At 62.7% G+C, this 12,858-nt stretch carries 10 protein-coding genes; 4 read left to right on the forward strand and 6 right to left on the reverse strand.

From position 1 onward, the window contains the following. The first annotated feature begins 192 nt into the window (after positions 1-192). Complete coding sequence (fucP, locus tag YQ44_RS06325) at positions 193-1,500, forward strand: L-fucose:H+ symporter permease (protein WP_071322663.1); 1,308 nt, start codon at positions 193-195, stop codon at positions 1,498-1,500. Positions 1,501-1,550: 50 nt separating this feature from the next. Here the strand turns inward: fucP and YQ44_RS06330 are convergent, their stop codons facing one another. Next, positions 1,551-2,444, reverse strand: a complete 894-nt coding sequence (locus YQ44_RS06330; protein WP_071322664.1) for a LysR substrate-binding domain-containing protein — start codon at positions 2,442-2,444, stop codon at positions 1,551-1,553. A gap of 160 nt (positions 2,445-2,604) precedes the next feature. Here YQ44_RS06330 and YQ44_RS06335 point away from each other — a divergent pair, with 160 nt between their 5' ends. Next, complete coding sequence (locus YQ44_RS06335) at positions 2,605-4,101, forward strand: succinate CoA transferase (RefSeq protein WP_071322665.1); 1,497 nt, start codon at positions 2,605-2,607, stop codon at positions 4,099-4,101. A gap of 117 nt (positions 4,102-4,218) precedes the next feature. Here the strand turns inward: YQ44_RS06335 and YQ44_RS06340 are convergent, their stop codons facing one another. Next, a complete protein-coding gene (locus YQ44_RS06340; RefSeq protein ID WP_071322666.1) occupies positions 4,219-4,875 on the reverse strand; it encodes a TetR/AcrR family transcriptional regulator in 657 nt (218 codons plus the stop codon). 298 nt (positions 4,876-5,173) lie between these two features. Here YQ44_RS06340 and YQ44_RS06345 point away from each other — a divergent pair, with 298 nt between their 5' ends. Together YQ44_RS06345 and YQ44_RS06350 are read left to right on the forward strand one after the other, a co-directional pair. Further along, positions 5,174-6,295, forward strand: coding sequence for a M14 family metallopeptidase (locus YQ44_RS06345; protein ID WP_071322667.1), 1,122 nt, complete (start codon positions 5,174-5,176; stop codon positions 6,293-6,295). A gap of 12 nt (positions 6,296-6,307) precedes the next feature. Further along, positions 6,308-6,772, forward strand: a complete 465-nt coding sequence (locus YQ44_RS06350; RefSeq protein WP_071326291.1) for a CYTH domain-containing protein — start codon at positions 6,308-6,310, stop codon at positions 6,770-6,772. Positions 6,773-6,968: 196 nt separating this feature from the next. On the opposite strand, the gene YQ44_RS06355 is transcribed toward YQ44_RS06350, so the two are convergent. The 4 genes from YQ44_RS06355 to YQ44_RS06370 form a co-directional block, all read right to left on the reverse strand. Next, complete coding sequence (locus tag YQ44_RS06355) at positions 6,969-8,222, reverse strand: DUF2863 family protein (protein WP_071322668.1); 1,254 nt, start codon at positions 8,220-8,222, stop codon at positions 6,969-6,971. Between the two features lie 213 nt (positions 8,223-8,435). Continuing rightward, complete coding sequence (gene acnA / locus YQ44_RS06360; protein WP_071322669.1) at positions 8,436-11,156, reverse strand: aconitate hydratase AcnA; 2,721 nt, start codon at positions 11,154-11,156, stop codon at positions 8,436-8,438. An 88-nt stretch (positions 11,157-11,244) separates the two neighbouring features. Continuing rightward, positions 11,245-11,796: a hypothetical protein gene (locus YQ44_RS06365; protein WP_071322670.1), complete on the reverse strand. Its 552-nt coding sequence runs from the start codon at positions 11,794-11,796 to the stop codon at positions 11,245-11,247. Between the two features lie 13 nt (positions 11,797-11,809). Further along, positions 11,810-12,808 carry an HpcH/HpaI aldolase/citrate lyase family protein gene (locus YQ44_RS06370; RefSeq protein WP_071322671.1) on the reverse strand — a complete coding sequence of 333 codons (999 nt, stop codon included), beginning with the start codon at positions 12,806-12,808 and terminating at the stop codon, positions 11,810-11,812. Positions 12,809-12,858 lie beyond the last annotated feature (50 nt).

Here is a 12,858-nt window from a genome sequence, read left to right on the forward strand (position 1 = left end):
CGAGAAACGGTCGGCCGTGCGCCTGCCGCGCGCGAGTTGCGCCATGCCTGCCTTGTATTGCTGATGGCAGTCATAGCCTGCGCTGATGTCTGGCGCGTGCTCTGGCGTGACTCTTGTGCGTCCCGGTGTTGCCCGGATGGAACCGCTTCCATGCCTGGCAAGACAAAACTTGGATTTGAAAATGGAGAAGGTATGGAATACGTAAAGCAAGGCCAGGGCGTCCAGTCCGCACAGGCCGGCACGCAAAACAATACAGGCGCCCTGATCATTGTCACGGTGCTGTTTTTCATGTGGGGGTTGCTGACATCGCTCAATGATGTGCTGATTCCCCATTTGCGCTCGATCTACACTCTGACCTATGTGCAGGCGATGCTGGTGCAATTCTGCTTCTTTGGCGCTTACGCCATCGTTTCCTTGCCGGCAGGCATGCTGATCAAGCGCATCGGCTACCAGAACGGCGTCGTCACGGGCCTGCTGATCGCCGCCGCCGGCTGCGCCATGTTTTACCCGGCCTCGACAGGCAGCTATGCGCTGTTCCTGCTGGCCTTCTTCATCCTGGCGGCCGGCATCACCGTGTTGCAGGTGGCCGCCAATCCGTATGTGACGGAACTGGGCGACCCGCAGACGGCGTCGAGCCGGCTGACGCTGACGCAGGCGTTCAACGCGCTGGGCACCACGGTGGCGCCGGCCCTGGGCGGCATGCTGATCCTGTCGGGCACGGTCCTCACGGTGCAGCAGTTCGACCTGCTGCCGGCCGTCGAGCAACTGGCCTACCGCGCCAAGGAAGCGGCCGCCGTGCAGGGGCCGTACCTGGTGCTGGCCGCCACGCTGGTGATCCTGGCCGTGCTGTTCGCGCTGGCAAAATTGCCGAAGATTTCGCATGCGGACGATGCCGCCAGCCTGGCGCAGGACGGCCAGAAGGTGTCGATCTGGTCGCACCGCCGCCTGGTGCTGGGCGCGCTGGCCATCTTCCTGTACGTGGGCGGCGAAGTGAGCATCGGCAGTTTCCTCATCAACTTCCTGGGCGAGAGCCATATCGCTGGCCTCAGCCATGCCGACGCCGCGTATTTCGTCAGCTATTACTGGGGCGGCGCCATGCTGGGCCGTTTCGTCGGTTTCGCCGTGATGCGCTATGTCAGCCCGGGCAAGACCCTGGCCTTCAATGCCGCCATCGTCATCGCGCTGATCCTCGTCGCCGTCTTCTCCAGTGGTCACACGGCCATGTGGTCGCTGATCGCCGTCGGCCTGTTCAACTCCATCATGTTCCCCACCATCTTCAGCATGGCGCTGAACAAGCTGGGCGCCCAGACGGGCCAGGGTTCGGGCATCCTGTGCATGGCCATCGTCGGCGGCGCCATCGTGCCGTTCATCCAGGGTTTCCTGGCCGATTCGATCAGCCTGCAGCTGTCCTTCATCGTGCCGGCCCTGTGCTACACGTTCATTTTGTACTTCGGCTGGAAATATGCCGGCATGTACAACGAGGACGCGGCCGGCAAATAAGCGCCGCGCAGCAGTAATAGAAAGGGTGGCCTCGGCCACCCTTTTTTGCGTCAATGTGCGAACTTCGTGCCCAGCACGTCCTGGCACACTGCGAGCCAGGCGCGCGCCGCGTGCGACAGATAGCGCCCGCTCCAGATGTGCGCCACCTGCCAGGCCAGGTCCGGCTCGACGATGCGCACGGCTTCCAGCGGTTCGCCGGCCAGGCGGTGGATGAACGGTTCCGGCAGCAGCGCCACGCCCAGGCCGGCCGAGGCCATCGCCACCAGCCAGTCCCACTGGCCGCTCTGGGCGGCAATGCGCGGTTCGAAGCCCGCCTGCGCGAAATGCTGGCGCAGGCTGCGCGTGAGGGCGAACTCATCTTTCAAGAGTACCAGCGGCAGCTCGGCCAGCGCCTTGAACGGCAGTGTCGTGCGCTGTTTCTGGAAGGTGCCCGGCTCGGCCAGGGCCCAGATCGGGTAGCTGGCGATGGCCACCGCCACGAGGTCGAGTTCCGGGTCGGCCGGCAGCACCGTCATGCCGATTTCCAGCTCGCCGGCCGCCACCTTGCGTTCGATCTGCTGGCCCGTGTCTTCCTGCAGGGTCAGGCTGATATGCGGATGGCGCGCGCGGAAAGCCTTTAAAACAGGCGTGAACAGGACATTGATCATGGGCGGGATGCCGACCGTCAGGCTGCCGCGCTGCAAGGCCTGCGTGTCGCGCACTTCCAGCGTCAGCTGGCGCATATTGGCCAGCATTTCCTGGCCATGCTGGTAGACGATGCGGCCCGTGTCCGTCAGGGTCAGCTTGCGCCCGTCGCGCACCAGCAGCTGGGCGCCGACTTCATCTTCGAGCTGGCGCACCATCTTGCTGATGGTGGACTGGGTCAGGTGCAGCGATTCGGCCGCCTGCGTAAAGCTCGACAGGCGCACGGTTTCCACGAAATAGCGCAGGGAACGGATATCCAAGATGGGGCTCGCCTCGGCGCGGCATGAAAATATCGACTGGATGTGACGAAATTAATTCATGCCATGCATGTGGCCGGGATTTTATACTGAATCCCACTTATGGGGTTGGTGTATGACAGCCATCCAGTTTGAGAATATTAAGAATATCAGGAGCATCACGATGTACGAGGACCGTATCCGCCACCCAGGCTTGCTCGGTAAAATCATGAGCGCCGATGAGGCAGCCAAGTTGTTCCATAACGGCATGCGTGTCGGCATGAGCGGTTTTACCCGTGCCGGCGACGCCAAGGCCATGCCGCGCGCACTGGCCGAGCGTGCCCTGCAAGACCCGCTGTCCTTGACCCTGATCACGGGCGCCTCGCTGGGCAACGGCAGCGACGGCCTGATGGTGACAGCGGGCGTGCTGGCGCGCCGCATGCCGTTCCAGGTCGATCCTGTGCTGCGCGGCAAGATCAACCAGGGCGAAGTCATGTTCATCGACCAGCACCTGTCGGAAACGGCCGAGCAGCTGCGTTCGGGCAACCTGGCCGCCGTCGACATCGCCGTCATCGAGGCGACGGCCATCACGGCCGCCGGCGCCATCATCCCGACCATGTCGGTGGGCAACTCCGCCGCCTTTGCCCAGCAGGCCACGCAAGTCATCATCGAAATCAACCTGTCCACGCCGCTGGCGCTGGAAGGCTTGCACGACATTTACATTCCGCAAACCTTGCCTGGCCGTGAGCCGATACCGCTCACGCGCGTCGACCAGCGCCTGGGCAGCACGGCCATCGCCATCGACCCGGCCCGCATCGCCGCCATCGTCATCACGGACAGCCCCGACAGCCCGTCGAACGCCTTGCCGCCCGATGCGGAAACGCAGGCGATCGCCGGCCACGTGATCGCCTTCCTGCAAGGCGAAGTGGCGGCTGGCCGCATGGGGCCGGAATTGCTGCCCTTGCAGGCAGGCATCGGCACCATCGCCAACGCCGTGCTGCACGGCCTGATCGGCTCGCCCTTCCGCGACATGACCATGTATTCGGAAGTGCTGCAGGACAGCGCCATCGAGCTGCTCGATTCGGGCCAGCTGGCGTTCGCTTCGGCTTCGTCGATCACCCTGTCGGCCCCCGTGCACCAGAAGCTGATGGAGAATATCGACCACTACCGCTCGAAGATCGTGCTGCGCCCGCAAGAGATCAGCAACCACCCGGAAATCGTGCGCCGCCTGGGCATCATCGCGCTGAATACGGCGCTCGAGTTCGATATCTACGGCAACGTCAATTCCACGCACGTGTGCGGCACGCACATGATGAACGGCATCGGCGGCTCGGGTGACTTCGCGCGCAATGGGCAAGTGTCGATGTTCGTGTCGAAATCGGCGGCGAAGGGCGGACGCATTTCCAGCGTCGTGCCGATGGTGTCGCATGTGGACCATACGGAACACGACGTCGATGTGCTGGTGACGGAATGGGGTTATGCGGACTTGCGCGGACTGGCGCCGCGCGAACGGGCGCCGCTGATCATCGATCGCTGCACGCACCCCGATTACCGCGCGCAGCTGCGCGCCTACTACGATGCGGCGTGCCAGCGCGGCGGCCACACGCCGCACCTGCTGGAACAGGCGCTGTCCTGGCATGCGCGCTACCAGGAAACGCAGAGCATGCTGGAAGCACCATAAAGTCAGTGCCGCGCGGAGAAAGGCAGGGCAGGGCGGTTCATCACCGCGCCTGCCTTTTTTTCACGTCGGTTTCGATTGTTGCCTTTTCCGGCGCAGCGGTTTGCGCCGGATCAAACGTCAAGGCGCAAAGCGCAGGCCGATGCCTGTCGTGACGACGGCCAGCAAGTCGTCGATATGCGCGTTCATTTCCGGGTGCGGCGTCCACGGGTCGCCCGCATCCATGACGATGCGCAGCGAGACAAGGCCGTGCAGCGCCTGCCAAAAGATCTGCGTCATCGCGTGCAGGGCGCTCTCGTCATTGCGCACCTTGCCCGCTTGCGCCAGTGCGGTGAACAGGTGCAGCGCGTAGGCATACGGGTCCTGTTCGATATTGCCATGCTCCACGAGGGCGGCGTCGACTTCCGCATGCGGGCGCAGTTCCATGAAGATCAGCGAGTATTCGTCCGGATGCTGGAAGCCATACTCGACGTAGGCGCGGCCGACGAGGGCGATGCGCTGCCACGGGTCGTCGCTGCCGGCGCAGGCCGTGCGCATGGCGCGCACCAGTTCCAGCAAGTCCTTGTCCATGGCCTGGGCGATCAGGGTGGCCTTGTCGCGGAACAGCGCATACACGACCGTGGTGGAAAATCCGGCCGCTTCGGCCACCTTGCGGATGGAGACGGCGCGCGCGCCGCCCTTCTTGATGAGATCCTTGACGACGTCGATGATGTGCTCGCGCCGCGCCTGAGCTTCGCGTAACTTTCTTTCCTGAATATTAGTTAACTTCTTGTCCACGACTCTTTCCTGGCGACTCTATGAAAGAAAGAATTATAGGGGGGCGGCCTGGTGCCAATGTGTCAGCCGCTGTTACAAATCAGTTTTTTGTCCGGTAGATGCAACAGCCGGCCGATTTTTCGCGCTTTTGCCCGGCACTTTTCCATCGATGCCCCGGATTGGTGCATGAATCGTCCGGTCAGGCTTTGCGAACGGGGCCAAAGGGCGGAAAATAGCGGGATAGCTTACACTGCGTTTTGCGCAACGGCGTGGCCCACGAGGCAACGCCGGAACACTTACATTTGGACGGGATCTTTACATGACCATTAAAATCAGCCAGAACTTCGACTCGGGCGCCATCGACGTGGTGAGCGCCACCAGTGCCGGCGCCATCGACCTGAACTTGCGCAAGGACAGCCACGCCGACATCCACCAGTGGTTCCATTTCCGCCTGCAGGGCGCGCGTGGCCAGGCATGCACGATGCGCTTCCTGAACGCGGGCCAGGCCACCTATCCGGCCGGCTATGAAGGCTACCAGGCCGTGGCCAGCTACGACAGCGAAAACTGGTTCCGCGTGCCGACGGCGTTCGACGGCCAGGTGATGACGATCACGCACACGCCGGAACTCGACAGCGTGTACTACGCCTACTTCGAGCCGTATTCGTGGGAGCGCCACCTGCGCCTGCTGGGCGAAGTGGCCGAGCATCCGCTGGCGCGCGTATCCGACCTGGGCAGCACGGTCGACGGCCGCGACATGAACATGGTCACCATCGGCAATCCGCAGGCGGAAAAGAAAATCTGGGTCATCGCGCGCCAGCATCCGGGCGAATCGATGGCCGAATGGTTCGTCGAAGGCCTCATCGACTCGCTGCTGGACGACGCCAACCCGATCGCGCGCAAGCTCTTGCAGCGCGCCGTATTCCACATCGTGCCGAACATGAACCCGGACGGCTCCATCCGCGGCAACCTGCGCACGAATGCGGCCGGCGCCAACCTGAACCGCGAATGGATGACGCCTACGCTGGAAAACAGCCCGGAAGTGCTGTGTGTGAAAAACAAGATCCACGAAACGGGCGTCGACATGTTCTTCGACATCCATGGCGATGAAGCGCTGCCGTACAACTTCGTGGCCGGCAATGAAATGCTGGAAAACTTCACGCCGGCGCAGGCCGCGCACCAGAAGGCCTTCATCGAGCGCTACAAGCAGGCCAGCCCCGATTTCCAGGACAAGTTCGGCTATGCGGCCAGCAAGTACAAGTCGGACATGCTGACGCTGGCGTCGAAATACATTGGCCACCACTTCCAGTGCCTGGCGCTGACGCTGGAAATGCCGTTCAAGGAAAACGCCGACCTGCCCGATCCGGCCGTCGGCTGGAACGGCGCGCGCAGCGCGGCCCTGGGCGCAGCCATGCTGCAGCCTATCCTGCTGTCGCTGGATTGAACGGCGTTGTTCATGGGTATCGAGATCGAGCGTAAATTCCTGCTTGCCGGCGACGCCTGGCGCGGCCTGGGCCAGCCGGTCCTGCTGCGCCAGGGTTACCTGTCGTCGGCGCGCGAGCGCGTCGTGCGCGTGCGCATCGAAGGCGAACAGGCGATGCTGACCATCAAGGGTGCCAACGTGGGCGCGTCGCGCGGCGAGTGGGAGTATCCGATTCCGCTGGCCGACGCGATCGAGCTGCTCGACGGCCTGTGCGAGCAGCCGCTGATCGAAAAGTACCGCCACCGCATCGAACACGCGGGCATGGTGTGGGAAGTCGACGAGTTCCTCGGCGCCAATGCCGGCCTGGTGGTGGCCGAGATCGAACTGGCATCGGAAGACCAGCCGTTCGAGAAGCCCGACTGGATCGGCGCGGAAGTGTCGGGCGACGCGCGTTACTACAACGCAAACCTGATCCGCCACCCGTTTTCACAGTGGTGATGGTGGATTGCTGGACGTGGTAATGAAAAAGGCGAAACCTCGGTTTCGCCTTTTTTTGCATCAGGGGTGTTGTCGGATTACGCCGTACCGGCTAATCCGACCTACGGCCCTTGCCGGTTCCGTAGCAGCGCAGGTCGGATTGGCGTCGCAGGTCGGATTAGCGCGCAGCGCGTAATCCGACAACAGCATTACAGCATCAATGGAAATGCTCGGTGCCCTGCGGCGTATCCTCGGGCATTTCCGCATGCGCCAGCTCGCCCACGGGGTCGGCAAACAGGGGCGCGCCGCAATCGTCGCAATATTCGCCGACGAAACGCTCCGCATGGCGCTTGATCTGCGTCACGCCGGCCGCGTTGAGATGCTCGATAATTTCATCGACGGGCGTCTTTTGCTTGTCCAGCGCGGCGATTCCGACCTGGATCAGGCCTTCGATCGGCGTGCCATCCTCGTCTTCCTGGCCGTACAGGGGCCAGACGATGCCGTAGATGACGTCCGGCGCCTGGCGCAGGGTGAAGGCGATGCGGTACTCGTCCACCTGGCCGTCGGCCGCTTCCTCGCCGAAGCCGGCGATGACGGCGCGCAGTTCCGACGGCTCGATGGCCAGGGTGTGTGTCAGGTAATGCACGGCGGCGCGCACGGACACGGGGCGTATCAGCTTGTCCGCTTCGCGACAGGCCACGTAGTACGCTTCCGGCAGCAGCAGTTCCAGACCGCAGCCAGGCAGCAGGCGGGCGATCGTCGGCGTCGCCTGCGTGCGCCATTGTTCCAGGGCGGCGCTGCGCTCGGCGATGAAGTCAAGCTGGCTGGCCGGCGTTTGCCAGCGGAACAGCGGTGCGCCAGCAGGGGCCACCACGGCCACCAGCAGGTAGCGCGTGTCGGCCAGGAAGGGCGCCGTTTCCGCCTCCTTGCTTGACGGCTTGACGGCCGTGCCTTTCAGCGCGGCCTGCGCCAGCTTCTGCGTCTTGGCATAGGTCTCGACGTGGCTGCGCGGCAGCTGGTCGATCGAGTACAGGGTGGGCGCCATCGCCATCTTCGTGCCGTCGGCCAGCAGGTGGGCGGCAAAGTGCGCGGACAGCACGCCGTGCGCATCGCCGGCCATGGGGCCGGAGGCGATGGAAAAGCGCGTCCACGCGAGGATGGGCACGGCCACCAGCAGGGCGTCGTAGCGCACGTCCTCATGCACGATGACGGTCGATTCGCTGACGGCTTCAACGCAGTCCATCAGCACGTCGTAGGCGTTCAAGTCTTCCTTGAACAGGCTGCCCAGGGTGTTGTCAATGGTGTCCTGGTGGCCGGTCTTGAGTAATTTCTGGAGCTGCGTATCCAGGCTGTGTTCCCAGGACCGCTCTTCGAGACGGCTGGCTGCCTGTACGATCGCCTGGGCAAAGGTGACCAGGCGCTGGCTGTCGGCAGTCAGTTTATGGGATGAATCTTTGGAAGGACGACGCATAGCGGGATAAGAGTCTCGGAAAGTGAAAAAAATGGATCAGTCAAACAATGATAAACCCTTATAACCGTATTGTAGAGGATTCGGCCGCACGCAATACGTAAGCTGTCTGTAGATCATGCCAATCGTCGCAATTTCAAGCCGTCACGGGCCTGCCGGCGAAAAAAAAGCGCCGGTCGGAACCGGCGCTTTCATCTTACATCACAGCTGGAGCGATTACTCGGCCAGCAGTTGACGCAGCACGAATGGCAGGATACCGCCGTGCTTGTAGTAATCGACTTCGATCGGCGTATCGATGCGCAGCAGCACTTTCACGTCGACGCTGGTGCCGTCGGCGCGGTGGATCACCAGGGTGGCCAGTTGCTGTGGCTTGATTTCGCCTTCGAGGCCTTTCAGGTCGAAGGTTTCATTGCCGGTGATGCCCAGCGTCTGCACGCTGTCGTCACCGATGAATTGCAGTGGCAACACGCCCATGCCCACCAGGTTCGAACGGTGGATGCGTTCGAACGAACGGGTGATCACGGCTTTCACGCCCAGCAGCTGGGTGCCCTTGGCTGCCCAGTCGCGCGACGAGCCCGTGCCGTACTCTTCGCCGCCGAAGACCATGGTTGGCGTGCCTTCAGCAACATATTTCATCGCTGCGTCGTAGATCGACATTTCTTCGCCGGAAGGCTGGTGGATCGTGATGCCGCCTTCGACCGCCGAACCGTCTGCCTTGGCAGGGATCATGCGGTTCTTGATGCGCACGTTGGCGAACGTGCCGCGCATCATGATTTCATGGTTGCCGCGACGCGAGCCGTAGGAGTTGAAGTCCGCTTTCAGGACGCCGTTTTCCTTCAGCCACTTGCCTGCAGGACCGTTTTCCTGGATCGAGCCGGCTGGCGAGATGTGGTCGGTGGTGATCGAGTCGCCGAACACGCCCAGTGCGCGCGCGCCTTCGATGCCGGTGGCCACTGCCGCTGGCGTCATCGAGAAGTTGTCGAAGAACGGTGGTTCCGCGATGTAGGTCGATTTCGGCCAGTTGTAGACTTGACCTGACACGGTGGTGACTTTTTCCCACAGCTTGCCTGGCGCGCCCTTGACGTCGGCGTAGTTATCCTTGAACACCTTGGCGTTCATGGCGAACTTCATCATGGCCGACACTTCAGCCGAGCTTGGCCAGATGTCGCCCAGGTAGATGTCCTTGCCGCCCTTGCCCTTGCCGACTGGCTCGGTCATCAGGTCGCGCGTCATGTTGCCGGCGATGGCGTAGGCGACGACCAGCGGTGGCGAGGCCAGGAAGTTCGAGCGGATGTTCGGGTGAATGCGCGCTTCGAAGTTGCGGTTGCCCGACAGCACGGCCGAAGCGACGATGTCGTGGGTGGCGATGGCGGCGTTCAGTTCAGGCGTCAGGTCGCCGGCGTTGCCGATGCAGGTGGTGCAGCCGTAGGCGGTGACACCAAAGCCCAGTTTTTCCAGGTAGGGCAGCAGGCCGGCGGCCGTCAGGTACTCGGTGACGACGCGCGAGCCGGGAGCCAGCGAGGTCTTGATGTGCGGAGCGACTTTCAGGCCCGCTTCCACGGCTTTCTTGGCCAGCAGGCCGGCAGCCAGCATCACGCTCGGGTTCGAGGTGTTGGTGCACGAGGTGATCGCGGCGATCAGCACGTCGCCGTTCGATACTTTCACGCCATTCGTCGTTTCGTACACGGCGGCCAGGTCGGCCGGATTCTTGTTGAAGCCGTTTTCGGTCGTCGGCTTGGCGAACAGTTCCGCGAAGTTGGCCTTGACGTTGCCGATTTCGATACGGTCTTGCGGGCGTTTCGGGCCGGCCAGCGACGGAGCGACCGACGCCAGGTTCAGTTCCACCACGCGGGTGTAGTCGATGTCGCCCGCTTTCGGCACGCCGAACAGGTTTTGTGCCTTGAAGTAGCCTTCGAACGCGGCGATTTCAGCCTTGCTGCGGCCGGTGCCCTTGAAGTAATCGATGGTTGCTTCGTCGACTGGGAAGAAGCCCATGGTCGCGCCGTATTCCGGTGCCATGTTGGCGATCGTCGCGCGGTCGGTCAGGGTCAGCGATTCGGTGCCTTCGCCGAAGAATTCGACGAACTTGCCGACGACTTTCTCTTTGCGCAGCAATTCGGTGATGGTCAGTACCAGGTCGGTGGCGGTGCAGCCTTCGCGCAGCGCGCCCGACAGGTTGACGCCGATGACGTCAGGCGTCAGGAAGTAGACCGGTTGGCCCAGCATGCCGGCTTCCGCCTCGATGCCGCCCACGCCCCAGCCGACCACGCCGATGCCGTTGATCATGGTGGTGTGCGAGTCGGTGCCGACCAGGGTGTCGGGGTAGTACACATCGCCGGCTTTCTTGCCTGCGTGGTGCACGCCGCGCGCCAGGTATTCCAGGTTGACCTGGTGGACGATGCCGAAGCCTGGTGGCACGACGCCGAAGGTGTCGAACGCTTGCATGCCCCATTTCATGAACTGGTAACGCTCGTTGTTACGCGAGAATTCCAGTTTCATGTTCAGGTCCAGCGCTTTCTTTTCGCGGTAGTGATCGATGGTCACCGAGTGGTCGACCACCAGGTCGACCGGTACCAGCGGTTCGATCTTCTTGGCGTTGATGCCCATCTTGGCGGCCACGTTGCGCATGGCGGCCAGGTCGGCCAGCAGCGGTACGCCGGTGAAGTCTTGCAGCACGACGCGCGCCACTACGAACGGGATCTCGTCGGTGCGCTCGGCGGTCGGGCCCCAGTTCGCCAATTGCTTGACGTGTTCTTCGGTGACTTTCTTGCCGTCGCAGTTGCGCAGCACCGATTCGAGCACGATGCGAATCGACACCGGCAGGCGGGAGACATTGATGCCCAGGCTTTTTTCCAGCGCAGGCAGGGAATACAGCTTGCCCTTCTTGCTGTCCGAAATATTAAAGTCCTTGAGCGTGTTCAGAGTGTTGCGGGACATGACCTCTCCTTGTTGGGTATCGTCTATTTATTGATTATTCAGGGTACAAAACATGACTGAGCCCCCGAAGAGGCCCTTGCTACGCACATCAGCCGCCGGTTGCCGGCAGCACGCCCAGCGAGGCCGGGGCTTCCACCAATGCCGCCGGCTTGGCTTGCTCCGCATCCTTGCATTCGTTGGCCAGCTGGCGTCCCTGCTTGGAATCGAGCAGCATGCCCTTGGCCGGAATGCCGATCCAGACCAGGCCATACAGGCGGTTTTCGAAGCGGTTGGCGCCGGTGGTGGTGCCGACACGGCTCAGGCGGTGCAGGCGCTTCTTCCAGCGCAGGGCGATGTGTTTGTCATCCGTGGCATTGGTGTAGATGGTAATTTTATTACCAAGTTCACAATTGAAATCCGTGGAGGCGGAGCCTGCGGTGTCCGGCTCGTCGGACTCTTCCTTGTCGATGACCGACATGGCCAGTGGATGCGCTTCCTTGGCGGCAGCTTTTGCCTTGGTGGTCTTGGCCTTGGCCTTGACCACCTTGGCTTTTGCCGGCGCCTTGGCGGTGTCCGTGGCGGCGAAACTGGCTGGCGTCAGCGTGAGGGTCATCGCGCCCAGCGCGACGCTGCAGGCAATTGCTAATTTGGAGATGGACATCGTGTAATTCCTGTCAGTTTTCAGTGGTGCTGGAAGAGGGGGTATTGAGTAATGCCGCGGCCGCCTCGGGCAGGCCCAGGCCCGCCAGTTTGGCGCGTTGCAAAACGGTCCAATAATATCGGTAGCTGGCGCGGTCGTGCAAGCGGCCATTTTGCGCGATCGGGCCCCAGTTGGCGCGCAGCGCCTCATTCAGGATATTGCTCGCCTCGTTGACTTCGGACAGGCGCGGCGTGAAAGCCTTGATGATGGGCTTGATCTGGTCCGGATGGATGCTCCACATGCGCGTATAGCCGAACTCGGCCGTCGCGCGCTGGGCATCGTTGGCCACCACGGCCGAATCGCGCACATCGGTCGTCACGTTATGCGACGGCACCTTGCCATGCGCGTGGCAGGCGGCGGCCACTTCGAGCTTGGCGCGCACCACCAGCGGATGGGTGAACTGGCCCGGCGTGCGCATGGCGGCGGCCGGGATGGCGCCGTAATGGGCGGAGACGAAATCCATGATGCCGAAGGACAGGCATTCGACCTGGGGCAGGGCGGCGATGGCGTAGGCGTCGCGCAGCGCGCCGTGCGTCTCGATCAGTATATGCACGGGCAAGTCGTCGCGGCCGGCGCGGCGCGCGTGCAGGTTGATCAGGTCGATGGCCAGCATGGCGTCCTGCACGCCGCCCACCTTGGGCACGGCGATGTAGGCCAGGCGGGATGCGGCGGCACAGATGAGTTCCACGTCGCGCGCAAAGAACGGGCTGTCGACGTCGTGCACGCGCACGCCGATGCGGTTGAACTGGTTGTCGTCGCTGGCCAGCAGGCCGGCGATCATCTGCGCGTGCGCTTCTTCATTGCCGGCGCTGGCGCCGTCTTCGCAGTCGAAAGTGATGTCGAACAGGGGCCCAAGCTCTTGTTGCAAAGCAATCGATTTACGCATCAGCTTTTCAGAGCCGGCGTAGTGGTCGCAAGCGGCGAGCAACAGCGGCTGGCGTTTGCCTTGGAATAAAACCTCGGAAGGGTGCATGCTTAAGGCATTTCTGCAGGTAAAGACTACTTGATAAAACAGCCGCGCCG

Source organism: Janthinobacterium sp. 1_2014MBL_MicDiv, from assembly GCF_001865675.1.
GTDB lineage: Bacteria > Pseudomonadota > Gammaproteobacteria > Burkholderiales > Burkholderiaceae_D > Janthinobacterium.